Annotated in this window: 18 protein-coding genes; 10 read left to right on the top strand and 8 right to left on the bottom strand. The window is 43.7% G+C overall.

Features of this window, described 5'->3' with window-relative positions; translation table 11 throughout:
- Window positions 1-524: 524 nt before the first annotated feature.
- Window positions 525-2378 (bottom strand): PorP/SprF family type IX secretion system membrane protein, encoded by a 1854-nt coding sequence (locus tag GTQ38_RS01060; RefSeq protein WP_161433372.1) that lies wholly within the window; start codon window positions 2376-2378, stop codon window positions 525-527.
- Window positions 2379-2552: 174 nt separating this feature from the next.
- Window positions 2553-3842, bottom strand: a complete 1290-nt coding sequence (locus tag GTQ38_RS01055) for a TolB-like translocation protein (protein WP_161433371.1) — start codon at window positions 3840-3842, stop codon at window positions 2553-2555.
- Window positions 3843-4145: 303 nt separating this feature from the next.
- On the opposite strand from GTQ38_RS01055, the gene GTQ38_RS01050 reads away from it, so the two are divergent.
- Window positions 4146-4886, top strand: a complete 741-nt coding sequence (locus tag GTQ38_RS01050; protein WP_161433370.1) for a hypothetical protein — start codon at window positions 4146-4148, stop codon at window positions 4884-4886.
- A 416-nt stretch (window positions 4887-5302) separates the two neighbouring features.
- Window positions 5303-7060 (top strand): ATP-binding protein, encoded by a 1758-nt coding sequence (locus GTQ38_RS01045; RefSeq protein ID WP_161433369.1) that lies wholly within the window; start codon window positions 5303-5305, stop codon window positions 7058-7060.
- A 39-nt stretch (window positions 7061-7099) separates the two neighbouring features.
- On the opposite strand, the gene GTQ38_RS01040 is transcribed toward GTQ38_RS01045, so the two are convergent.
- Genes GTQ38_RS01040 through nirB form a run of 6 tightly spaced genes read right to left on the bottom strand, consistent with a single transcriptional unit; the run spans window position 7100 to window position 13429 of the window.
- Window positions 7100-7477, bottom strand: coding sequence for a DUF7009 family protein (locus GTQ38_RS01040; protein WP_161433368.1), 378 nt, complete (start codon window positions 7475-7477; stop codon window positions 7100-7102).
- The gene (locus GTQ38_RS01035) at window positions 7467-8060 is read right to left on the bottom strand and encodes a precorrin-2 dehydrogenase/sirohydrochlorin ferrochelatase family protein (protein WP_161433367.1); all 594 of its coding nucleotides are present in this window, start codon (window positions 8058-8060) and stop codon (window positions 7467-7469) included. The genes GTQ38_RS01040 and GTQ38_RS01035 overlap by 11 nt, the downstream gene beginning before the upstream one ends.
- Window positions 8047-9897, bottom strand: a complete 1851-nt coding sequence (locus GTQ38_RS01030) for a PAS domain-containing sensor histidine kinase (RefSeq protein WP_161433366.1) — start codon at window positions 9895-9897, stop codon at window positions 8047-8049. The genes GTQ38_RS01035 and GTQ38_RS01030 overlap by 14 nt, the downstream gene beginning before the upstream one ends.
- Window positions 9898-9927: 30 nt before the next feature.
- Window positions 9928-10518: a DUF4202 domain-containing protein gene (locus GTQ38_RS01025; RefSeq protein ID WP_161433365.1), complete on the bottom strand. Its 591-nt coding sequence runs from the start codon at window positions 10516-10518 to the stop codon at window positions 9928-9930.
- 16 nt (window positions 10519-10534) lie between these two features.
- Window positions 10535-10915 carry a nitrite reductase small subunit NirD gene (gene nirD / locus GTQ38_RS01020; protein WP_161433364.1) on the bottom strand — a complete coding sequence of 127 codons (381 nt, stop codon included), beginning with the start codon at window positions 10913-10915 and terminating at the stop codon, window positions 10535-10537.
- A gap of 9 nt (window positions 10916-10924) precedes the next feature.
- A complete protein-coding gene (gene nirB, locus GTQ38_RS01015; protein WP_161433363.1) occupies window positions 10925-13429 on the bottom strand; it encodes a nitrite reductase large subunit NirB in 2505 nt (834 codons plus the stop codon).
- Between the two features lie 123 nt (window positions 13430-13552).
- Here nirB and cobA point away from each other — a divergent pair, with 123 nt between their 5' ends.
- The 8 genes from cobA to GTQ38_RS00975 all read left to right on the top strand — a co-directional run bounded on the left by cobA (window position 13553) and on the right by GTQ38_RS00975 (window position 24610).
- On the top strand, window positions 13553-14329 hold the full coding sequence (cobA, locus tag GTQ38_RS01010; protein WP_161433362.1) for a uroporphyrinogen-III C-methyltransferase: 777 nt from the start codon (window positions 13553-13555) through the stop codon (window positions 14327-14329).
- A gap of 257 nt (window positions 14330-14586) precedes the next feature.
- Window positions 14587-15975 (top strand): CmpA/NrtA family ABC transporter substrate-binding protein, encoded by a 1389-nt coding sequence (locus GTQ38_RS01005; protein WP_161433361.1) that lies wholly within the window; start codon window positions 14587-14589, stop codon window positions 15973-15975.
- Window positions 15976-15995: 20 nt separating this feature from the next.
- Window positions 15996-17102, top strand: a complete 1107-nt coding sequence (locus tag GTQ38_RS01000; protein WP_161433360.1) for an ABC transporter permease — start codon at window positions 15996-15998, stop codon at window positions 17100-17102.
- 12 nt (window positions 17103-17114) lie between these two features.
- Window positions 17115-17954, top strand: a complete 840-nt coding sequence (locus GTQ38_RS00995) for an ABC transporter ATP-binding protein (RefSeq protein ID WP_238857734.1) — start codon at window positions 17115-17117, stop codon at window positions 17952-17954.
- A 20-nt stretch (window positions 17955-17974) separates the two neighbouring features.
- Window positions 17975-18802, top strand: a complete 828-nt coding sequence (locus GTQ38_RS00990; protein ID WP_161433359.1) for an ABC transporter ATP-binding protein — start codon at window positions 17975-17977, stop codon at window positions 18800-18802.
- 32 nt (window positions 18803-18834) lie between these two features.
- Window positions 18835-20133: an alginate export family protein gene (locus tag GTQ38_RS00985; protein ID WP_161433358.1), complete on the top strand. Its 1299-nt coding sequence runs from the start codon at window positions 18835-18837 to the stop codon at window positions 20131-20133.
- A 116-nt stretch (window positions 20134-20249) separates the two neighbouring features.
- Complete coding sequence (locus GTQ38_RS00980; protein WP_161433357.1) at window positions 20250-20942, top strand: response regulator transcription factor; 693 nt, start codon at window positions 20250-20252, stop codon at window positions 20940-20942.
- A 134-nt stretch (window positions 20943-21076) separates the two neighbouring features.
- Window positions 21077-24610 carry a nitrate reductase gene (locus GTQ38_RS00975; RefSeq protein WP_161433356.1) on the top strand — a complete coding sequence of 1178 codons (3534 nt, stop codon included), beginning with the start codon at window positions 21077-21079 and terminating at the stop codon, window positions 24608-24610.
- The last annotated feature ends 1 nt before the right edge of the window (window position 24611 follow it).

Raw genomic sequence — 24611 nt, 5'->3', positions numbered from 1 at the left:
TCCTCGCCTTTTGGTTAATAAATGAGTTGATTTGTAAGCTGACTTCGGGGTAAAAGTACGTTTTCATTTGTCGGGGATTTGAGAGTTTTGTAAAAGTTAGTCGTATGATTAACTATATTAAATTTACGAAAATCCAAGGTCCAGACCTAAAATTCGTGCGTATTTTCGTTCAACTGCACCCTTTTATCTGATTTTTTGCCCCGTTTAACCGTTCATCGATGGTTTTGTGAGAATCTGAAGGCTAAGCCCAGTAGATATGGGGGTTTGGTGGTAGTTCCTGTATTTTTTACCCTGGTCTAATACTATAAAAAGAGGCTGTCTAAATAGTTGGTATTTCCCTTGTCACATCGAGCGCGACGCTCGAACCGGACATTATACCTTTTTTAGACAGCCTCCTTTTCACCATGTGCTGGTCAGTGTGGAGTCAGTATCTTTACGAGTTCCGGCTTTCGGGTTGACTTCTGGGGTAAGCCGGGAGTTGTAAAGCTGCATTTCTCATCCTGGATGGCGATGTGAGATGCGGGTTAATCTTCGAATACGATCTGCGCGGTCGCCGTGGGATTGTAGACCTCCATGATCCACTTTTCATCCCAGTATTTACCGTCCAGGTTGGAGACGATCGCGGTTCTCGCATCCTCTTTAAATTTAAAATCGGCCAGATATACATAATACAACCCATTTTCTTTATTATAAAATCGCTTGGCATTTAAACCTTTTTCGTTTAAGCTGTTTATGAAAGCGTTTAAATACCTTTCATTTTTGTAGACATTGGCGATTAAATAATAACCAGATTCTACCCCGACGATATCCGACCGATTTTTAGATCTTATGGGGAGTTCTATATAGTCCTGTCGCTTAAAAGCATCCAGGGTCATAGCTTTTTCTTGCATTACATTTACTTTCTTCAGGATTTCACGCTTATCTACCTGCGCAATTCCTGTTCCATACCTTGGGACCGGATTGTACTTTTCGTGGTCCTCAGGTGTGTCGTTCTTTTTAACTTCACTGCGGATAAGCCTTACTATAGTTTCAAACTTCTTTTCCAATTGCTCATTACGCGCCCTTTCTACCGAATCCTGTCTCAGGATAAGTTGATCCAGGATCAAACGGTTTTCGTAGGCGAGGTCTGACTGATCAGCATCAGACTGGCTAACCAAAGAAGGTTCATACTGCTTTTCCTTATTTCTGTTTTTACGAGAGTTGGTGGATTTGTCCGCTCCGCGGCTTGCTATAGCGGTATTATCTCTATTATCTCTCGTTGCCACAGCGTTTTTAGTTGTAGATGATTCAGCTTTTTTGCGTGAATCTTCGTCCCGCGCAGCCATAGCCTTGATGTTCTCTGCCTTCAGCTGCAGGATCTGCTCTTCGTAATTCCGAACAATCTGGTCTATTCGCCTATCGTCTGAATCACTGATATAAATGCTTGAGTTGGTTAGTTCATCCTTAAAGGTATAGGCCAGGGACAATTCGTGGTTCCATCCGAGATTAGCTCCCAGTTCAGTAAGATTTTTTTCTAAAAGGTAACCCAGCGAAAGCTGCTCGCTAACATTGAAACCTACACCCAGGGACATTCCGTAAATGTCGTCATAGGTGGTCTGCAGCCAACCGTAATTCGGGAGGTCTAACAATAGGGAACCAACATAGGACAGACTGGAATCCGCGTTTTTCCCTAACTGTATCATGGGCATAAGCCTCGCATCCCCAAACAGCCCTCTTGTGGCCCCAAAGTAATGAGTATACTGCAGCGAAGCTTTTACGCTCCTGTCGTTAAAATTGGTGGTTAATTCATTTGCGGTCTGATTGTATCTCAACAGGTCTGTGGCATACAGGCCTATATCGAAATTACCAAGCGATAAGGCAATACCAGGTTGAACCGCAATTTTGTTTTCTCTTCTGGCCTCTGCCAAAGAAGGGTCGTTCTCAGCAACTACTACGCTGTTTCTGTTGATCCCTTCGCTGAGATAGGTAACATTGGTACCAAAGGTAAGCCTGCTTTTGGCTCCTAATTGTACGGAAGTGGCGTAGTTGGCATTGAAGCCAAATTCCTGCATCACGCCTTCCCATTGTCCGTACACTCCGATCCCAAGTGCTGTACGCTCATTCATCTTGTTGCTGAAACCCAGATAATAGTTCTGGATATTGTCATCAAAAGTGGCGTACTGGTTTCGGTGCAAAATGTTCAGATAAGATTTGTTTTCCCTTACCAGTGAAAAGGTAGGGTTGATCAGAAACCGGTTAAAAAATAACTGGTTGTGAAACGGGGTTTTCAAGCTGACGTTGTCGTTCGTCTCCTGACCGTAAGTAACATGCGCACTCAGCACAAGGCCCACTAGCATCGCCAGGCAGATCTTCATCCTTATGTTTACGTTACAGTTCATCGCTCTAAATTTGGGTTGCTCGGATTGCTAAAACCTTGATAATTAGTTTCTAATAAGGTATTCTTATAAGGTTCTTGCAGATCTAAGTTATGTTAATATCGGGGTAAAAATGCTATGAAATAATCATAGTTAATAGCAAAATAATGTCTACTTTTCTGCTATTCCGTCGGGGTTCTACTGATCTTCAAAAACTGAAGACGTAAGGTCTGTTTGCGAATCACTATTCAGTGCCTTAAAGAGATTGTAATCTCGCTTTTCAGGCAAGGTATTTTTCGCTGGCATATCATAAGAGAAGACTAGCTGTCTTACGGTTTCCGCATCTGTTCGTCCTCTGTTAGATACTACGTAGCCCATTCCCTGTCCGGGATCCAGGACGATGGCAAAATCATCACTTCCGCTGTTGATCGCATTACCAAGATTCATGGACTTGCTCACTTTTCTGCTGGATACCTGTGCAGCGTACAGATCAAGTCCGCCGTAACCCTGGTGTCCGTCTGAGGCAAAGAAGAGGGAAGAACCACCTACAATACTGGGGAACAGATCGTTTTGCTTCGTGTTCACTTTAGTACCCAGGTTTTTTGCCACACCATAGGAACCGTCCTGCTTTACTTCGGAAACGTAAATGTCGTACTTCCCGAAAGTCCCTGGCATATTGGAAGCAAAGAATAGTCTGCTACCGTCTTCAGATATGCTGGGATGAACAGCCGAGGCGTATTTTGGAGCTACCGGTACTTCGGACACGTTCTTCCACTGGCCATCAATTCTTTCAGCCTTGTAGATCTTGTGTACAACCTGTTTCTTTGAGAATAGCCCGGTTAAAGGTTTCATGGTAACCGGCTTACTGAAATAGGCTATGCTACCATCAGCTGTCATCGCGATAGGCGGATTATAACTGTTCTGATACACCGCGCGTCGGGCTTCGTTGTATTCCAGGTTGTTTTGGTCTGAAAGTTCCTGTTTTACCAGTTCATCCAATGCCCTCGAACGATCCGGAGTGTGAAAATCCAACTCCCTGAAATTGCTTCTGTTTGAAGCATAGGAATGCGCTGTGGCACGGTCTTTTTTCATTTGGTAATCTGCTTTGATCACAGAAACCCAATCTTTATCATCAGCCACGTCAGCATCTCCAGGAGTTCCTGCTTTTTTAAGGGCATACTGATAACGTTCGTGATAACTGGCGCTAACCATATCGTCCTCACTGATATCCATGAGTTTTTGATACCAAAAAGCGGCAGTTTCATAGTTTTGAGTCAGGAAATTTACATTTCCCAGGTCCTCAAAGATCTCTCTTTCTGAATATCCCATTTTGAGAAGTTTCAGATAATCGTCGATTCTCTTATTCGCTTCACGGACCTCAGAATATTGAGATGTTGAGGTCGTCGTTTGCTGGGCGCTGAGCGTACAGCAAAAGAAGATGGTCAGTAATAATCCAAAGGCCGTTTTATAAGAATTAATCTGGTTCATAGGATAAGATTTTGGATTGTTAATAGATCAAAGGTGCGGAATTGTCGATGAATGGTTATTATGAAAAATTCATAGGTTTTAGGTTTTTTAGGTGGATTTTATGTTAAAATTGACGATTAACCGCCTTTTTCAGAGGCTGAATGACACTTTTATTGCAGTTTATGCTGTGAAAAAGGTGCTCTGAGTAGGCTAATTGACCAAGTGTGATAGCTCTCATCTGGAATTCTGCATTTTAGCAGCTCCCGGTTTTAGGACATCCTTTAATTTTGCTGAAAACCACTTAAGTCCTTTAATGTTTCAATAATGCGTTTTGAACTCATACCACTTCTGGAGCGAATGCAGCAATTTTATCAGCTTCCCAGAAACAGCCAACGCTTCAGCACCTACCTGGACATGCTTTTAGGGGAAAGCCGGGAGGATGTAGTGCTTCCTATTGCCGCGTTCAATCCGCTGGGAAAAGAACTGGTTATGGAGAAATTAAAACAGCTTATAAATATGCGGGCTGAGGAGCTGATGCAGGAGGTGATCTCTGAAGTTAATGCTTCAATTGGCTCTTCTGATAAGAGAACGATCTCCGTAGGGCTAAATCTTTTGGACGATATTGGCGGGGCATGGTCTGAACGCTTTACAACGGATTATTCAAGCAAATTTGATTTTGGGTCTCTACACAAAAGGAATTTCTGTTTACCCAGTTTTTGGACCAGTGAGACCCTTAGCGCTGAAATGATCGGACCGCGTACAAAGGAATATCTCTTCCGCACACTGTACTGGCTTGAGCATGGCAAACCGCAAAGCCTCAGAGATCATATGGATCAGGAAGTATTTGTTTATTCCAATACACGAAAAGGAAGGGTAAGGCAATTGGATGACGATTTTCTGGCTGATACGGAAGTGTTCTATGAGCAACATGCGGATAGTACGGATCACAATCTTATTTTTAATTTCTTCTATGGGGATGCCGCCTGTGAAGTACTCCACCAAAAGACCCGGGGTATTTCGGAACAGGCCGGGTTCCGTTATGCAGATTATTTGGCAGACGAGTAAAAATGACCTGACAAAACAATTATTTATCAACTTGACTTTCCTTATTTGCTTCAGATCCCATAATATTTTTAGTTTTAATTGATTGGATTTTTGGATATACTTTTGAACTTCAATGTTCTGTCTACTCCAAATTGTTTAAGTTCTGAACTAGCCTCGGTACAGCGTATGCCTCATTTTTATATCAAAGTAAGTTTCAATTTTCTTTTGGTAAATGCACAAAATTAATAGTAGTAAGAAAATACTTTTTTCAATGAACTATAAGTTGAGATCCGTAACGGGGCTTTCGAATTCTCAATTGCATTGTGGGGAGAGGAAAGGGCTGTATAATAATAAGTAATTACTTACAAATATTATTACATTTATGCCTTAGATAACCGCAACTAGATTATGTTCTGCAATTTACATTATAAGATTTTATGAAATTCGAATTGGTCAACGGAAGTTACAAGTCATTAAAACCATTTAGTTGGAGCAATATACCGGATTTTGTAGTAGTTACTGGTAAAAATGGAAGTGGGAAAACCCAGTTATTGGAACTACTGAATTATCATTTTGGCATGGATGCACGAAAAAGAACTAGTGAATCAAGTCCAGGCAGGCCTTTTTACCAAGTCCAAACCAAATCTGATTATGGTGTAATCGAGTCTAAGGAGGTAGTTTTTCTACCCTCTCATTGGAATTTTGGCAACATTGGATCATCAAATATTCAAAACCTCAATCAAGTTATTAATCGAATACATTCAAATATAATTAGCCCTAGAGATCAGGAATATTCTGAAATTGCTGCTCAATTAATTTCTTTGATCAGCAAACCCAAACAAGAAATTACTGTCTCGGACATTCATAATAATTTACCAATTGATTATTATGATTACATCCATAAAATTCAAATCTACGAAGGGCTTAGTGAGACATTTAAAATTTATCACGGGAAATATGCCGAACTGCGAGATGAAGGCAATTCGGACAACGAAATAAGGCAAGAAATTGGAGATGCCCCTTGGGAAATAATCAACGATCTACTTGATAAGGCCAATTTCCCATATAAAGTTATCAAACCAAAATCTTACATCGCGGACTACCATTTTAGACTTATTGGTGTCAAAGATTCAAGCATCAAAATAAATTTTGAAGATCTCTCTGCTGGTGAGAAAGTTTTGATCTCATTGGGAATCTGGATTTTTAATACTAGTAGGAAAAAGCGATTACCAAAAATATTGCTTTTGGACGAACCCGATGCGCACTTACACCCTTCTGCAATCAAGCAGTTTATTGATGTAGTTGAAAAAGTGCTTGTAAATCAGTATGACGTTCGAGTAATCATGACAACCCACTCTCCGACTACGGTAGCCTTAGCCCCGGAATATGCTCTGTTTGAAATTACATCAAGTCCTACTTTAATTAAGAAAATTAGAAAAAAGGATGATGGTATCGGAATTCTAACAGAAGGCCTGTTAGTGGTTAAATCTAATTCTAAATATGTATTGGTTGAGGACAAAGATGACGTACAATTTTATAAGGCAGTATTTTCAGTCTTAAAGGATCTTGGCAAGGTAAATGCTGCTATTCCTATCATCTTCATACCAGCATCCAATAAATCTGCAAATACTTCAGGAGGATGCACAGTTGTTCGGAATTGGGTGCAGAAGTTTGTAATTGAAGGTGCGGATGATATATTTCAGGGCTTAATGGATTACGATAATGGGACGAATATTAAAGAAGGAGCACTCGAGACCCCAAATCTCAAAGTTGTAAGTAGGTACAGTATTGAAAATTATCTGATTGATCCAATATTGGTATATTCTTCACTTTTGCATGAGAATGAAATCATAAATGTTCCTGGAATAAATTTAAAACATAAAGATGAACATAGAGTCTCAAAACTACCTTCATCTAAACTTCAATTAATAGCCAATTATATTTTTCGGGAAATTGAGCCGCTTTTACCGAATTTAGGCAAAGCAGAAAGGGCCGATATTCCTATTAGTTTTATTAACAGACGGAAATTATATTATCCTAAATGGTTTATTTCAAGAAGAGGGCACGATTTATATGCAAAATTTAAATATAAATATAAGAAGGGGGTCGATTACAATAAACTCAGTAATGCCATGATCCGGCAACAGTTTATTCCAAAGGATCTAGAGCAAATAATGAATCTTCTACAAAAATAAAACTTACTTGAACTTTTGTTGGGTTTTGGCTTTGTGTGTCTAATTTTCGTCTTGAGCCAGCCTGGGATTCGGATAGTTGTCAGACTGGTCCTCAATGGTGTTGTCCAGGCAGGTAAAGTCTTTTTCAACCAATAGCGATAGCTTGCTTTCATCGTTCCAGTCCACAGAATTACTGTAGCCTACACGATCGCTGGTAGCCCAATTAGCCCGGACTTCTTCCGGAAGATATAACACAATACTATCCTCCTTAAAATCCGCCTCCAATTCACTAATTCCGGCTTTGGTTTCCAGAACGTAGGTAAGCGTGTTGCTTTGAAATGCTGTTTTTTCCTCGTATCGTCCGGTTTGGCAAAATGTTTCAACCTCAGATTTTGTCAACCGATAGCGGACCGCATTGCCTTTTATCCTAATTTTCATGGCTACTCCTTTTACTTATTAATCCTTTGGTGACTTCATTCATGGTCTCTACCTTCTCTTGAAAATCTCCTTTCAGTGTTTTTCTGAATGAATTGAGATTTTTAACCAGATCATCAATGTTATCCGGGATGATCTCCTCAAAGAACTGCCGCAACCTCTTAGCTGTAGTCGGGGATTTGCCGTTGGTAGAGATGGCTAGTTTTAGGTTCCCTTTGGTAACAATTCCACCCATATAGAAGTCACATAGGGGAGGATTGTCCGCGACATTCACTAAGATAGCCCGTTTTCTGCAATCGCTAAAGACCTTTTCGTTAATTTCCGGGACATCGGTCGTTGCTATTACAATATGTCGCTTCTTCAGGTATTTTCTTTTATACTTCCCCTTCATCATAGTAATCCCATGTTTTTGAGCAAGGGCGACAGTTCCTTCTCTATAAAGGGGTGCAATCATCTCTACAGTGGCATTCGGACTTGATTTTAGCAAAAAACTCAGTTTTTCTTCAGCCACATAGCCACCTCCTACAATAAGTATATTTAGATTGTTGACTTTTAAGAATACCGGATATAGCTCATTCCGTTCCATCCAATACGGTTTCTTTTACATTGTAATTGATGGTTACACGTGTACCTTCGCCCGGGATCGAATTGATAAACAGGCGTCCGTTAATATAACTCATACGCTCTTTCATAAAAACTACTCCCATTCCCCCTTCACTTTCGTGCTTTGCACCTTTCTTAAGAATAGAGGTATCGAATCCCTTGCCGTCATCATCGATTACGACGCTGAGAAGACCATCGTGGTAATTTATAGTAACAAGGATGTAGTTGGCTTCTGCATACTTTATCGCATTGTTGACAGCCTCCTGGGTAACCCTGTAAATATTGGTCTCAGCAAGGGAATGGAAGCGAATACTCCTTTTCGCCTTATTTTCAAAAAGGATGTTCCTTCCGGTGAGCTTACTTAATTCTACGGTCATTTTCTGCAAGGCCGGAAAGATTCCGTGATCTTCCAACTCCGGAGGGGTAAGGTTAAAGGTAGCTGTACGTACACCTTTGATGAGGTCCGTGGTCAGTTCTTTCAGATATGCGACTTTCTCCTTCGTTTTTTCCTTTTGATCTGTGTTTATGGACTCAATATTGAATTTAAGAGCTGTAAGCATCTGGCCAATACCGTCGTGTATGTCTTTGGCGATACGTTTGCGCTCCTCTTCCTGACCCTCTACGATCTTGCTGGCCTGCAATTGCTTTTGCCGCATGTTTTCCTCGTAGTTCTGCTTGGTAAGTTCTTCTACCTTGAGTTGGTTTTTTTTTCGTTCAGTGATGTCCGAACACAAGATCAAGACACTTTGTTCCAGTCCTGATTGGTGCATGGGAATGATAGACATGTCCAGCCAGAGATGTTTTCCGGTTTGTGTGCTGATCTCTATTTCTTCACTTCTGATGTTTTTGCGCTTGCTGGTAAGTACCTCTCTTAGGTATTGCTGTTGGCCCTGATCCGCGGTGAGAATTTCGGAAAGCGGAACATTCATGTTGGATTCGGGTCGCTCCAGCAGTGCAAGGAACTTCTTGCTTATAAAAACTACAGTCCCATCCCGTCTTGTACTGGCAAACAAGGCAGCATTATCTATAACAAAGTTAAGTTCCTGCAGTTGTTGTAGTGATTTTTCTTTCTCTAGAAACAACCGCTGTATTTCGTTAGCTGTGGCATCTGATTCCTTCTGACTCCGGATCAGTTTGGAAATGGTTTCTCGTATTTGGATAGATAGCGGACGGAAAATAAACATTACTTCCAGGAACAGGATTGCAAGAGAAATGCCCAGCAGCAAATACTCTTTCAGCTTGAGTTCTTGTAGTTTCTCCTTGCTCAGCGCGTCGTATTCGTTCACTATGGCATCCATCTTAGTTAGAAAGATGGCTTCATTTTCTAGTAGTGTTTGAAGATCTTCGTTATAGGACTCAGGCAGATCTTGTTCGCCTTCTGTACCCCTCAGAATACTTTCTGCTGCATCTACCATGGCCTCATGATGGGGATTTAAATCCGCAAACAGTTCCAGGATCACTACATTCTCTTCCTTTGGCAATCCTATGCTGTCATTGCCTTGCTGCAAACCGTTGTGTGAAGTCCTCCAAACGTAAAGGGTATGTCTGAGGTCCTCAAGCAACTGGGGAGAGGAGGGCCCGTCTGACTGTCCGGAACGAAGCATTAGGACTTCTTTTACCAACTTCTGACTGAAGGCGCGTTGTCTTCCTGCCACATTGATCACCCGGGAATCGTTCAGCTGAGAATTCAAATGCTGTTGTATCAGGATTTGAGCAACGATAATGGTTAAGGCTATGGTCGCAAATGCAAGGAGGTACCACTTTCTTACCCTTAAGAAGGTGGCGGTATCCAGGGCCTGTTGTTGCTTCAGATCTTGCATGTCCGTGTATTCCGATTCAAAAATTAATCATCAGCCTGAGATAGCTTCCCTTACCAGAAGCGCGACATGATCTGAGAATGGTAATTCCAGGGCGGCTGCCTGTCCTTTTTCAGACATTTTGCGCCAGGTCTTTTGCAGAATATCGATCAACTTGTCCTTAGGGTGCTTTTGAGCAAATTCTTCCAAGTAGTAGGTCATAAAAACCAGGCAAATTACATCCTCAAGCATTTGGGTTTCCGGACTTTTCTTGAGTTGTTTTTTAAGAAGCAGGAATTGAACCTGGGCTATGGTTTCAGCATCGTACCCTACAAATTCCAGTATCTCTGTCGCTTTTTCGGCATGGAATTTCTTTAGTTCCTGCCGCCACTTCAGATATCCCACCCGGTTCATCTCGTATCGGTCTCTGGGGATCTCCCAGCGTCTGAGATGCTGGCATCTGGCACTCAATTGAACTGCTTCCGAAGCCTCAGGGGCAAACGCAGTTAGGGTCTCGGTCATCCGTTTGGCGTAGAGCAGTTCTTTTGGGTGTTTGCTGCCCTCGAATTCATCCTTATTTGGATCCTTGCTATTGGCCTCATCGAATAATCGGAAGGCCCTTGCCATTTTTTCAGCATTATCCATGCCCGCTTTTTAATAATTATTCTAAAAAGCCAATATACACAAAGTTGTCCTCTATTTTAACCGGATAAGTGGTTATAGCATTCAAATCGCCATTCAGGTTTTCACCGGTTTTCAGTGAAAAGGTGCTTTTATGCAACGGGCAGGCAACTTTAGGATGCTCCCCATCCTGCCCGATCATCCCTCTGGAAAGTACCATTTCCATTTTGTGTGGACATAGGTTCTGGCAGGCGTACCAGCTACCCTGTCTCGTAAAATTGAAAACAGCGATTTGCTTTCCTTTATACAGTACGCATGCCCCTCCGTTTATCGGGAATTTGTCTACGGCTGCAGCTTTATACCAGATCTTAACATTATCAAAAGACACTGCAGCTTGGGTATTGAGTTCTTTAATATCCATTCCTAATTATTATTGGGTCCAGGCCTTTGGCATTTTCTGACCGCGCATAGGCACAAATTCTATGTTACTATCAGGCTCATCTGAGTTTACAAAATGTGTGTAACGAGCTCTGATCTCCGGCGTTTCTACCGCTTCTTTCCATTCGCACTTATAGGTATCCGCATAGCGTTGCATCTCTTCATCCAGCTCCTTGGCAATACCCAGTGAGTCATGGATCACAACGTTTTTCAGATAAGTTATGCCTCCTTCCAATTTTTCCAGCCAGGCCGCTGTTCGCGTTAGCGGAGCCGCAGTCTTTATGTAGTACATCAGGAAACGGTCTACATATTTGACTGCGGTTTCCTTGTCTACTTTTTCAGCCAGTAGTTCCGCGTGTTTTGGATTCGCTCCCCCGTTTCCACAGACATAAACATTCCATCCGCCTTCAACCGCGATAAAACCAAAATCCTTGCACCTTGCCTCGGCACATTCTCTGATACAACCGGAAACCCCGCCTTTCATTTTATGCGGGGATCGGATCCCTTTGTATCGATTCTCAATTTCTATGGCAAAACTTACACTCTCATCCATTCCATAGCGGCACCAGGTGGAGCCTACACAGCTTTTGACAGTTCTCAGGGCCTTTCCGTAGGCATGTCCGCTTTCAAAGCCCTCCTGGATCAACTCTTCCCAGATCAACGGGAGTTCGTGTAGTTGGGCTCCAAACATGTCAATTCTTTGCCCCCCTGTAATTTTTGTATAGAGATCGTATTTCATTCCTATCCGCCCAAGTGCTATTAACTGTTTTGGGCTGATTTCCCCACCGGCAACTCGAGGCACCACGGAATAGGTACCGTTACGCTGTATGTTTGCCAGATAACGGTCATTGGAGTCCTGAATAGTTTCCTGGCGGTTGGCCGTTTCATTGTAGACGCTTGCAAATATGGCTGCAACAGCAGGTTTGCAGACTTCACAGCCATCGCCTGTACCCACCAGGTCCAGCAGTTCATCATAGGTTTCAATGCCGCGGAGTTTTACGATGTCGTACAGCTCGCGACGAGAGTAATTAAAATGTTCGCAAATACTTTCCTTCACGGTTTTACCCAGGCTTTTCAAACTTTCGTTCACCAAATCCACCACCATGGGTTTGCAACCTCCACAACCTGTGGCTGCCTTAGTGGATTTGCACACACTCTTCAGGCTTTCGTGACCGTCTTCCGTGACGGCTGAACATATCACTCCTTTGGATACGGATTCGCAGGAGCAGACTACTGCTTCATCTGGCAGATCCATAACGTTGCCCAGAGCGGCGCCTTCACCACCTCTTGCTCCCAATATCAGATCTTCGGGGTTTTCTGGCAATGCCATTTTATTCTGTTGAAGTTGTAGCAACATGTTGTAATCAGAAGCGTCCCCTACAAGAATACCTCCCAATAAGGTTTTACCGTCCTTAGAAATATTGATACGTTTATAAAGCCCCTGTAATTTGTTTTCAAATATTATGGAATGTGCTTCCTCTTCGGAAGTAAACGGATTTCCAAAACTGGCCACATCAACTCCTATGAGTTTTAATTTGGTCGACATATCTATGGTTTCAGACATCAAGGTCTCCCGTCCCAATATCTGATCCACGGCTACCTGGGCCATTTCGTATCCCGGGGCCACGAGCCCGTAGATCATATCCTTATACAATGCCACCTCACCTATCGCGAAAATCCTGGGGTCCGACGTGCGCATGCGCTTGTCAACTACAATTCCGCCCCTGTCGCCAGTTTTCAGATCGCAGCTTTTGGCCAGCTCATCCCTGGGACGGATCCCGGCAGATATAATGAGCATTTGAACCTGTAAGGAGTCTCCCTCACTAAACTCCATTCCTTCAATTCGCCCGTTACCTAAAATTTGTTGAGTAGCCTTATTGAGGTGCACATGGATCCCAAGCTCACGCATTTTTTGTTCCAGTGCTGTGCTGCCATCGTGATCCAGTTGCCTGGGCATCAGTCGGGGCGCAAATTCCACTACATGGGGTTCCAGTCCCATATCTTTAACAGCCTTGGCAGCTTCCAGGCCAAGGAGGCCACCGCCCAGAACTGCCGCTTTTCCTCCCTTGATATCTGACGCGTATTGCATGGTTTCTTCAAGGTCTTCTATAGTGCGATAAACGAACACACCCTTCTTGTCCACACCTTTAATGGCTGGGACGAAGGGAGAAGAACCTGTGGCAATAACCAGATAATCATAATTGTATACCTCTCCCTTATTGGTAGTAACGCTTTGTTCTGTTCTGTTGATCTCAGTGATACGTTGATTCGTATATAATTGAATTCCCCGTTCATCGTACCAGGAACGAGGGGCCAGGCAAAGTTTCTCCGCGTCGCCGTTTTCAAAATACTCACTCAGATGCACCCTGTCATAAGCTACTCTTGGTTCTTCTCCGAATACCAACAGGTTGAAGGCTTTGTTTTCGTTTTTGGCAACGAATTTCTCGCAGAACTTATAACCTACCATTCCATTGCCGATCACCACAACAGTTTTCATGAGCTTTTGGTTTAATACTGAAAAGCAATATTACGTATAATTACGTATAAATTTGATAATTATATGAAAATAATTACGTATTCTTGTTGCGAAATTGATAAAACAGTTCCAAGAAATTTTACTATGAAGCCATCTGAAAAAACAGCACAGGTTACTCTGGTTGGCGCAGGGCCAGGTAGCAAAGACCTAATAACTATAGGAGGTTTAAGGGCATTGCGAAACGCGGACGCTGTTCTTTATGACGCCTTGGTCGATCTTCGGTTGCTTGAGGAGGTTTCTGATTCAATTCCAAAGATATACGTAGGCAAACGCTGTGGTGAACACTCGCTCACACAGGAAGAGATCAATTCATTATTGGTAGCCTATGCCTTTTCGCATGGTCATGTGGTAAGATTGAAAGGGGGAGACCCTTTTGTGTTCGGACGCTCCTCAGAAGAAATCGCGCATTTGGAATCTATGGGTATCCCGGTAAAGGTCATACCTGGAGTAAGCAGTGCCATTGCAGTACCATCAGGACAGGGCATTCCAATGACCAAAAGGGGAGTCGCGTCCAGTTTTTGGGTGATGACGGCCACAAAAAGAGATGGTTCTTTTTCAGAAGATCTGGAGCTGGCCGCGAAGTCCTTGGCAACTTTGGTCATATTGATGGGCGTTCGTCGGATAACCGAGATTGCCCGTAAAATAGGTCATTATCGAGGGGGTTTAACACCAATAGCGCTAATACAGAATGGTGCCATGAGCAATGAAAGCTGCATTGTTGGTACTTTAAATGATGTTCATTCTCTTTTTACTTCAGTAGATACTTCCAAGCCCGGAGTTATAGTTGTTGGAGATGTAGTTTGCGAGCATCCTTCCTTCTTTGAAGAAGAGGTATGGCGCGTTTTACATTCCGCTATCTAACCTAAGTATAGCTTTACAAAGACAACCGCCAGGCATTTCTTATAAGCATACGGTACATCTTAAATCCAATTTCATTTCAGAATCTACAATATAGCTGCTCTTTTTTTTACGACTTCGGATTTTTTTCTTATCCAAATTCTCATCTACTTAAAAATACGTATTAGTGAATAAAAACTAAGTAAAACTACGTAGTAATACTTAAAAAATGATGTATGTTTACCCCGTAATTCGGAATTCACTATAAAACATATCTCATTATGAAATCAACAATTAAAAAATCAATCGGTTTTCTTCTAGTGATGGTTTTCCTATCTGCCTGTGGTGGAAAGGAGGCAAAAAAATCAGCGGAAACCGCAGAGGCAAAAATTCCCGGCACTTCATTGGAAATTGAAAAACCCCAATTGACCTTTGGCTTTATCAAACTTACTGATATGGCTCCTTTAGCCATAGCCAAGGAAAAAGGCTTTTTTGAGGATGAGGGACTTTTTGTCTCCGTAGAAGCCCAATCCAACTGGAAAAATGTATTGGATCGGGTAATTGACGGACAACTGGACGGTTCACATATGTTGGCCGGTCAGCCTATTGCGGCAGGAGCTGGTTTTGGAAGACAGGCAGAACTCGTTACCCCGTTTTCGATGGACCTTAACGGCAATGGCATTACTGTTTCCAATGATGTATGGTCTAAGATGAAACCCAACGTACCCAAGGGAGCAGATGGCAAACCTCTTCACCCTATCAAGGCTGATGCCCTGAAGCCGGTTATATCCGAGTACAAGAACAGCGGAAAACCTTTTAAAATGGGTATGGTATTTCCTGTTTCAACCCATAACTATGAGATCCGCTACTGGCTGGCCGCTTCCGGAATACATCCGGGAATGTACACCTCGGATAATGTACAGGGACAAATAGATGCCGAGGTATTGCTCTCAGTAACCCCACCTCCTCAAATGCCTGCAACCCTGGAAGCCGGAACCATTTATGGTTACTGTGTGGGAGAACCCTGGAACCAGCAGGCGGTCTTCAAAGGAATTGGTGTACCGGTTACAACCAATTACGATATATGGAAGAACAATCCGGAGAAAGTATTCGTAATGACCAAAAAGTTTGTGGATGAAAACCCCAATACAGCTGTAGCCGTAACCAAGGCATTGATACGGGCCGGGAAATGGTTGGATGAACCATCAAACCGTGCCGAGGCGGTAAAAATACTTTCTATGCCTCAATATGTAGGAGCCGATGAAGTGGTGCTGGCCAATTCCATGACTGGAACTTTTGAGTTCGAAAAGGGAGACAAGCGGTCCATGCCTGATTTCAATGTGTTTTACAAGTATCACGCCACCTATCCCTTCTATTCAGATGGTATTTGGTTCCTTACCCAAATGCGCAGATGGGGGCAGATCCCGGAGCCTAAAGCAGCGGGCTGGTACGAGGAAACCATCAAGGATATTTACCGGCCTGATATCTGGAAAAAAGCGGCAGACCTGCTCGTGACCGAGGGGCATATCCCTGCATCCGATATACCTGATACTGATGGATACAAGCCTGCTACTTCGGACTTTATAGATGGCAACACTTTTGATGCCAAGGACCCTATTGGTTATATCAACAGTTTTGAGATTGGCAATAAAGACCAGACCGAGCTCTAGAACCTTAAAGATTTGATATCATGAAGCAAAGCGTGACCGTTAGTAAAACAGCAGATCTGAAAGTCAGTAGTGCACTAAAAATATTAGTGTCCAGGTTAAACATCAAAGCACCGAAATTCAATCCAAACACCATATTTAAGAAAGTGGTCGTGCCCATTTTGTCCATACTGCTTTTTATTGGATTGTGGCATGTTGGAGCCAGGTCGCTTTACAATATTGAAGCTGATTTTAAAATAGAAAAGGCCCTGGCTGATCAGGGACAGGCTGCGGCAGACAGTATGGCTGCCTGTATAGCTTCGGGAGATATTAGCTGCCAGCCCAATACCCTGCCTTCGCCGGCTCAGGTATGGGATTCTTTCAACACCCTTATCGCGGATCACCAGGTGATCAGTGCGGATAAGCTGGCTTTTAAGGATAAGACCGCAGCCTTGAATGAAAAGCGCATAGCAGAGGGCAAGGATCCTATAACCTATACGGGCCGGCCTTCCTTTGTGGATCAGATCTTTACAAGTCTGAAAACGGTCTTTGCGGGTTTTCTGCTCGCTTTCATGATAGCAGTACCTATTGGGATCGTAATTGGATTGAGCCAAACTTTGCGCAACTCCTTTAACTGGCTTATCCAGGTATTTAAGCCGGTTTCTCCGGTAGTCTGGCTGTTACTGGTGTTCATGATCGTTAAGACCATGACCAAGGATTCCAATCAGGACAGCGCGTTTATCATCTCCTTTATCAGTGTCGGATTATGTGCCATGTGGGCAACTCTCGTGAACACTGCCATGGGGGTATCATCGGTAGATAAGGATTACATCAATGTTGCCAAGGTATTAAAACTAAAGCCGCTTCAGAAGGTATTCAAAGTGATACTGCCCTCATCGCTGCCTTTGATTTTCACCGGTTTGCGAATTACGCTTTCGGTAGCCTGGATGGTTTTGATCGCCATTGAGCTGTTGGCTCAGAGCCCCGGCCTTGGCTCCTTTGTGTGGGAAGAATTCCAAAATGGAGCTAACGATTCCAACTCAAAGATCATAGTAGCCATGTTTGTGATAGGCATCATAGGGTTCTTATTGGATCGCATCATGCTTACCATTCAGAATATGGTGTCCTTTAATAAAAATGCAGCCACCTAAAACCGCAAAATCATGGCCTATTTAGAATTAAATAACGTGTGTAAAACCTATGGCGAGGGAGTGCACGCCACTGAGGTGCTAAGCGATATCAACCTGTCCATAGAGGAAGGGGAATTCGTGGCTATCGTTGGCTTTACCGGAAGCGGTAAAACAACGCTCGTTAACCTTATCAATGGCTTACTCAAACCTACAGGCGGGGAGATACTTTTTAAAGGTAAAGCAGTATCAGGGACCAGTCATGAGAGAGGGGTGATCTTTCAAAACTATTCCTTACTGCCCTGGCTTACCGTCGGGCAGAATGTAAGTATGGCGGTAAGGGAGGCCTTTCCGAATGAAAAGAGAAAAGCAGTTAAGGAAAGGGTCGCCCAATACGTGGAAATGGTTGGACTTACACCTGCCATAAGCAAAAGACCTAAGGAACTGTCCGGTGGGATGCGACAAAGGGTCGCTGTGGCGAGAGCGCTTTCTATGAATCCGGAGATGATCATTATGGATGAACCTCTGGGAGCACTGGATGCACTGACCCGTGGAAATCTGCAGGACGAGATCCTGAAGATCTGGAGCAAGGACAGGCGTACTGCCCTGCTTATTACCAATGACGTGGATGAAGGTTTGTATATGGCAGATCGGATAATCCCGCTAAGGCCCGGCCCCAGGGCTACTTTGGGTCCTGAATTCAAAATAGACATAGAACGTCCCAGGGACAAGACCGAACTAAATGACAATCCCTTCTACAAGAAGACCAGGAATGCCATTATTGAATATCTGATGAGTATAGGAGAAGAGCGCAAAACAGTATCCGGAAAAGTATATGCGCTACCGGAGCTCTCGCCTAAAAGTTTTGTGGCATAAGCCTATTAAAAACAAGCCTTATGGTAATAGATCAAATCAAAACAAAAGAAGCACATCACAACGGAATAGTCTATCCTTCGGACAAAGTGATGCTGGATCTACGAGATCTGAAAAAGGTGTATCCCACGCCAAAAGGAGACTACGTGGTGTTGGAACATTTGAATCTTCAGATCTTGAAGGAAGAGTTTGTGACGATTATCGGTCACTCAGGCTGCGGAAAAACGACCATGTTGTCCATGATAGCCGGACTCAACCCCATATCTGCCGGTAAAATAGCCGTATTAGGGAATCCGATAAAAGGTCCGGGCCCGGACAGAGGGGTCATTTTTCAGTCGCCCAGCCTGATGCCCTGGATGACAGCATTACAAAATGTGCTTTTAGGTGTAAACCGGGTTTTCCCCCATGCCAGTAAATCCCAACGTAAGGATATAGCGAAATACTATCTGCAGAAGGTTGGCCTCGAAGGGGCTTTTCACAAAAAGGCAACGGAATTATCGCAGGGGATGCAACAAAGAGTGGGCATTGCAAGGGCCTTTGCGATCAAACCCAAGGTCTTATTACTGGATGAACCTTTTGGGATGCTCGATTCGCTTACCCGTGGAGAGTTGCAGGACATTCTGATCGAGATTTGGAATAAGGAAAAGATCACCGCTGTAATGATCACCCACGATGTGGATGAAGCCATTTTTCTGGCAGACCGGGTGGTTATGATGACCAGTGGACCACGGGCTAAGATTGGCGATGTTTTACCCATTGATTTTAAGCGTCCAAGAACGCGGAAATCCGTTTTAGAACACGAAGATTACTACAAATACCGCAAACACCTTATCGACTTTTTAGAACACTAACAATAACGAAGAATCAGCAAAAACTTTGTATTATGAAGAAAGGTTACAAATTATTTATCCTAGTTGTCCTATCGATTCAATTTACCAATGCGCAATTTACCCTGGACGGGCAGTTCAGGCCCCGCACAGAATATCGTAACGGATTTCAAACATTGATTCCGGACGCTGCCGATGCCGGTTTTGCCATCAATACCAGAGCACGACTGAATGCCGGTTTTGAGACAGAATCCTTTAAGGTCTATCTAAGTCTGCAGGACCTCATGGTTTGGGGAGAAAACCCTCAGATCGTACCCATAGATGCCAATAATTCCTTTTCTGTTTTTGAAGCATGGGCCTCACTAAAACTGGGTGGTAACTGGTCTACAAAACTGGGGAGACAGGTGCTCTCTTACGATGATCAAAGGTTTTTTGGCGGACTGGATTGGGCTCAACAGGGTCGCAATCATGATCTGCTGATGATAAAGTACAAGGGAGCACAATTCATAATGGACTTTGGCCTGGCCTTTAATCAGGATCTTGATGAAAACGGGGGGCCGCTGTTCGGTTTTCAAAATCAGAGTACGGCCTATCCCGCGGGTAATCCTTTTCAGTACAAAACAATGCAATACCTGTATCTGAATCAAAAGTGGTCCGGCTTTTCCGCCAGCTTCTTAGCCGTGAACAACGGATATCAGAACTTTGACGATGCAGGTGAGGCAGATGGAGTAAACAGTACCTTCACCCTGGGAACCCACCTTAACTTCAAAAAAGGGAGTTTTGGGGCAGCAGCCAATGCATTTTATCAAACCGGGTCCTTCTTTACCGGATTGGATGTGGACGGCGCCTACCTTTTGGGGCTTGATCTAAGTTATAAGGCGTCAGCTGCAGTTAATCTGGGCATAGGGGTTGAACTGATCAGTGGTGACGATGCGGATACCGCGGATAAAACGGAAGCCTTCCTGCCAACTTTCGGCACCAACCACAAATTCAACGGTTTCATGGATTACTTCTACGTAGGTAATCACGTGAATTCCATTGGTTTGTTTGACATCCACGCCAGTGCCAACTTTAAGCTCGGTGAGAGATCTTCCTTATTCGCAAAGGTTTTGAATTTTAGCGGAGAACAGGATCTACCCAGTGGTGAGAACGCACTGGGAACTGAGGTGGATTTGGTATTTACACAGAAGTTCAAAGGGTATTCCTTGAAAATTGGATATTCACACCTTTTCCCTTCGGATGGTATGTATGAGCTAAAAGGAGTGGCAGAGGCAGATGCGGCTGATAATCAAAATTGGGCATGGGCCATGCTTATCATCAAACCTAAATTCTTTACAACAGCAAAACCAGACTAATTTTTTAAAAAAGGTCTTTGCTTCGATAGGGTTGTTCTGATATTGTTGGAGCAGCCCTTATCGGTTATTGGAATTCCGGAAATAAAGCATTTGGATAATTAGGTTACATTTGTGTTATGCAAGAAACCGAACTTCACGATACAATTTCCATAGTCCTGGCAGACGATCATTCTTTGGTACGGGATGGGATCAGGGCTTTGCTGGAAGAAGAATCCGATCTGGAGGTTATTGGCGAGGCATCCAACGGATTGGAGGCCCTGGAAATGGTGGAGCAGAAGTCCCCGGATATTCTCATTATTGATATTCGTATGCCGGAACTTGGAGGGATCGAAACTGTAGAACGCCTGAATGCCGAAATGGATGAAAACACCAAGTGCATTATACTCTCAATGCATGATTCCGAGGAATACATTTTAAAATCGGTTCAGGCAGGAGCCGGGGGTTACCTTTTAAAAGATACCGATAAAAATGAATTTATCAAGGCTATTCATACCGTAAATGATGGTGGTAAATATTTTAGTGGGGATATCTCAGATGTATTGGTAAGCAACCTGCTCAATCCAAATACGCCGGCAAAGGATCAGCCCCTAAAGAAGTCAAAGGATATTCCTTTCGGACTGACCAATAAGGAACTGCAGGTTCTGGAGTTGGTATTGGCCGGGTATACCAACAAGGAGATATCGGAAAAGATGCAAAATAGCAAGCGTACCATAGAGACGCATCGTTTCAACCTTATGAAAAAAATGGGTGTTAAAAACCTGATGGACCTTTCCAATAAAGCGCGGGAATACAAGCTGGTACAGATTTAAACCTTGTAATTTTTACTGGAAATAATTGTGAATCCTTCGATTTAAGGCTTCACTTTTGCTATATTCTTACTACGTATTAATACGTAATTATCTAATTTTCCTGCATGAATATCCTGGAGCTAACCCCATAGTTTATGCAGCGAAAAGAGTCTCATAATACCATATGTTCTTATTGCGGTGTCGGTTGCGGCATAACCGTTAACAAGGATTCCAAAGGTGTTCTGTCCGTTGAGGGTGATAAAACCTATCCTGTTAACCGGGGGATGCTGTGTTCAAAGGGTAAAAACCTGAATTATGTAGCTCAGGATACCAGTGATCGTATACTGTTCCCGCAAATGCGGTGGAGCAGGAATCACCCCTTGCAAAAGGTAGGTTGGGATACAGCACTGAAGCGAGCCGCAGCCGTTTTTAGAAGCATCATTGAAAACCATGGCCCGGATAGTGTCGGATTTTATGTGTCCGGGCAGTGCCTGACGGAAGAGTACTATCTGGCAAATAAACTGACGAAAGGCTTTATTGGGACGAATAATATAGATACCAATTCCCGCTTGTGTATGAGTTCAGCAGTGGTAGGCTATAAAAAGACCCTGGGCGAAGATGCGGTACCCATTGCTTATGCTGACATTGAGCTTGCAGACTGCTTTTTGATCGCCGGGGCCAACCCGGCATGGTGCCACCCGATTTTGTTTCGCAGGATCGAAAAACACAAAGAGCAAAACCCCGATGTCAAGATCATCGTCGTGGATCCGCGAAAGACACAAACCTGTGCCCTGGCCGATATTCATTTACAAATCCTACCGGGAACAGACGTTATATTGTTCAATGCCATAGCTCGCAGGCTTATTGAGCGAAAGAAAATAGACTTTGCTTTCATCAAAAGATATACCTCGAATTTTGAAGCCTGCAAAAAGCGCGCTTTTGAATTGTCTCTCAACGAGGCTGCAAAAAAGTGCGGCATTTCCGTAGACGAGATCAAAGCGGCCGCCGGAGTCATTGGCAATGCCAAAGGATTCATCAGTATGTGGACCATGGGCCTCAATCAAAGTGTCATTGGGGTAGATAAAAATGTATCACTACTCAACCTTTCCCTGCTTACCGGCCAAATCGGCAAACCCGGTTCCGGGCCTTTTTCACTTACAGGCCAACCCAATGCCATGGGTGGCAGAGAGGTAGGAGGTATGGCCAGTTTGCTTGCAACTCACCGGGATCTTGGCAACGACCGGCACAGGAAAGAGGTACAGGAGTTTTGGGGAGGTAAACCGATCAAAAAAGAAGCGGGTCTTACAGCCACAGAAATGTTCGATGCACTTGAAAATGGCAGCCTAAAGGCCGTTTGGATCATTTGTACCAATCCGGTGGTAAGTATGCCTAATTCCAATAAGATCGAAGCAGCCCTGAGAAAAGCAAACTTCGTGGTAGTCCAGGATATATCTCATAAGTCAGAAACCACAGATTTTGCAGACTTGTTGTTGCCTGCGGCCGCCTGGCTTGAGAAAGAGGGTACCATGACCAATTCCGAACGAAGGATAAGTTATCTGCCCAAGGTTTTGGATCCTCCCGGGGAGGCCGTTCCGGATGTAGAGATCCTATGGCGTTTTGCCCGGGAAATGGGTTATCCCGGATTTGATTACAACAATGCAGGCGAGGTTTATGACGAATACTGCCTGATGACCAAAGGAACCAATATAGATATCTCCGGACTCTCCTACGAACGACTAAAGAAGGAGGGGAGTTTTCAATGGCCTGTTCCACACAAGACCCACCCGGGTACACCCAGGTTGTTTCAGGATAAGCAATACTATACCGTAGATAACAAGGCACATTTTAACGCGCCAGCTAAACTGGAAAACCAGAGTGAACGCACCAGTGAGGAATATCCGCTTATACTGAATACCGGAAGGGTAAGGGACCAATGGCATACCCGCACTAAAACCGGTAAAGTTAAACGGCTTTCAACCCATATTCCCGAGCCTTTTCTGGAAATGAATAAGGTGGATGCCTTGCTGTATGGATTGAAAGAGGGAGATCTTGCCAATGTTACGAGCAGAAGGGGTAGTGTGAGAGTGAAAGTAAAGATCAGCTTTGATATCCGGGAAAATGTAGTTTTTCTTCCTATGCATTGGGGAAAGCTCTTGAACAAAGATTTTAGTCGGGCTAATAATTTGACCAGTGAATTGATCGACCCAATTTCCAAAGAACCGGATTTCAAGTATTGTGCGGTAAGGGTAGAGAAGTACCAAAAACCGAGGCAAAAGGTTGTTGTCATCGGGGCAGGGGCCGCTTCCTACAGGTTTATCCAGGCCTATAGAGAAAAAAATGAAAACGATGAGCTCCACGTTTTTTCCAGGGAAGCCTATCCGTTTTACAACCGCGTTTTATTGCCGGAATACGTAAACGAGGAATTACCCTGGGAGGCCCTTCTAAAACTCAAGCAAGGAGAATTGGAGAAACTTGATATACGGCTGTACCCGAATAATGGAATTAGTGGGATCAATTCCGAAGAAAAATTCGTGCTTGACGATCAGGGCAAAAAGCATACCTACGATTTGCTGGTCATGGCTACAGGAAGCAGGGCTTTTGTGCCAAACGACGTTCGCATGGATCTTCCCGGCCGGTTTACAATGCGCGAACGAACGGATGCGGACAGGTTGAGGCAATATCTTCGAGCCACAGGATTACCCTCACATGAACAGCATGTTGTGATAGTCGGGGGCGGACTCCTGGGCCTGGAACTGGCTGCTTCCCTAAAGAAAATTGACGTAAATATCAGCATAATACAACGTGCACCACGACTAATGGAAAGGCAGCTAGACGCTGTGGCGAGCAAATTACTGGCAGAGGACGTGACCGAAAGGGGTATACAGCTTTATTTTGACAATGAGGTTAGTACGGTGTTTGAAGAGGCAGAGCGAAAATATTCCTTGTTGGTCAATCTTAAAACTGGTCGGATTATTAGCTGTAATGCCATTGTGTACGCCATAGGAACCCGGCCAAATATTGAACTGGCAAAACAGGCTAACCTTCATACAGGAAAAGGAGTTTTGGTAAACTCCCATCTTCAGACCAGCGATCAGGATGTTTTTGCCCTGGGAGAAATAGCGGAATTTGAAAATTCCCTTTACGGCATTACTTCGGCAGCCGAACAGCAGGCAGATATTGCCGCGAATTTTATTTTGGGTGATTTAGGAAGTATCTATAGTGGGTCGGTGCTGATGAATATTTTGAAGTTCGAAAATCTTGATCTCTGCAGTATAGGGATGGTAAATGTACCCTCCAATGATGATAGCTATGAGGAGATCATCCTGATGGATGTCCGAAAGCGATTTTACAAAAAGTGTATTGTTAGGAATGATACCCTTAAAGGGGCAATTTTGATGGGTGATAAAAGCGAGTTCGCAGAGTTTAAAAGACTTATCGAAGAGGAGATTGAACTCTCCGAAAAACGCGATGAGTTGCTTAGGGGAGCTCCCAAAACGCAACCTTTAAAAGGAAAACTAGTATGTTCCTGTAGCCAGGTCGGGGAAGGAAATATTAAGGATTCCATAGAGAACGGATGTAGAGATTTTTCAAAACTCTGTTCCGAAACCGGTGCTGGTTTAGGTTGCGGTAGTTGTAAACCGGAAGTGAAAGCTATTCTGGAAGAGTCCTCAAAATTGTTAACGGTTTAGC

This window comes from Poritiphilus flavus (genome assembly GCF_009901585.1).
GTDB lineage: Bacteria > Bacteroidota > Bacteroidia > Flavobacteriales > Flavobacteriaceae > Poritiphilus > Poritiphilus flavus.
Note: the sequence above shows the minus strand (reverse complement) of the source record. Positions and strands in the feature narration are given on the sequence as shown.

Excerpts from the sequence above, each read along its gene's own strand:
- GTQ38_RS01050 (WP_161433370.1), top strand. The coding sequence starts at position 4,146 with ATGCGTTTTGAACTCATACCACTTCTGGAGCGAATGCAGCAATTTTAT.
- GTQ38_RS00980 (WP_161433357.1), top strand. The coding sequence starts at position 20,250 with ATGCAAGAAACCGAACTTCACGATACAATTTCCATAGTCCTGGCAGAC.
- GTQ38_RS01005 (WP_161433361.1), top strand. The coding sequence starts at position 14,587 with ATGAAATCAACAATTAAAAAATCAATCGGTTTTCTTCTAGTGATGGTT.
- cobA (WP_161433362.1), top strand. The coding sequence starts at position 13,553 with ATGAAGCCATCTGAAAAAACAGCACAGGTTACTCTGGTTGGCGCAGGG.
- GTQ38_RS01040 (WP_161433368.1), bottom strand. The coding sequence starts at position 7,477 with ATGAAAATTAGGATAAAAGGCAATGCGGTCCGCTATCGGTTGACAAAA.
- GTQ38_RS01045 (WP_161433369.1), top strand. The coding sequence starts at position 5,303 with ATGAAATTCGAATTGGTCAACGGAAGTTACAAGTCATTAAAACCATTT.
- GTQ38_RS00990 (WP_161433359.1), top strand. The coding sequence starts at position 17,975 with ATGGTAATAGATCAAATCAAAACAAAAGAAGCACATCACAACGGAATA.
- nirD (WP_161433364.1), bottom strand. The coding sequence starts at position 10,915 with ATGGATATTAAAGAACTCAATACCCAAGCTGCAGTGTCTTTTGATAAT.
- GTQ38_RS01055 (WP_161433371.1), bottom strand. The coding sequence starts at position 3,842 with ATGAACCAGATTAATTCTTATAAAACGGCCTTTGGATTATTACTGACC.
- GTQ38_RS00985 (WP_161433358.1), top strand. The coding sequence starts at position 18,835 with ATGAAGAAAGGTTACAAATTATTTATCCTAGTTGTCCTATCGATTCAA.
- GTQ38_RS00975 (WP_161433356.1), top strand. The coding sequence starts at position 21,077 with ATGCAGCGAAAAGAGTCTCATAATACCATATGTTCTTATTGCGGTGTC.
- nirB (WP_161433363.1), bottom strand. The coding sequence starts at position 13,429 with ATGAAAACTGTTGTGGTGATCGGCAATGGAATGGTAGGTTATAAGTTC.
- GTQ38_RS01025 (WP_161433365.1), bottom strand. The coding sequence starts at position 10,518 with ATGGATAATGCTGAAAAAATGGCAAGGGCCTTCCGATTATTCGATGAG.
- GTQ38_RS01060 (WP_161433372.1), bottom strand. The coding sequence starts at position 2,378 with ATGAACTGTAACGTAAACATAAGGATGAAGATCTGCCTGGCGATGCTA.
- GTQ38_RS01000 (WP_161433360.1), top strand. The coding sequence starts at position 15,996 with ATGAAGCAAAGCGTGACCGTTAGTAAAACAGCAGATCTGAAAGTCAGT.
- GTQ38_RS01035 (WP_161433367.1), bottom strand. The coding sequence starts at position 8,060 with ATGGAACGGAATGAGCTATATCCGGTATTCTTAAAAGTCAACAATCTA.
- GTQ38_RS00995 (WP_238857734.1), top strand. The coding sequence starts at position 17,115 with ATGGCCTATTTAGAATTAAATAACGTGTGTAAAACCTATGGCGAGGGA.
- GTQ38_RS01030 (WP_161433366.1), bottom strand. The coding sequence starts at position 9,897 with ATGCAAGATCTGAAGCAACAACAGGCCCTGGATACCGCCACCTTCTTA.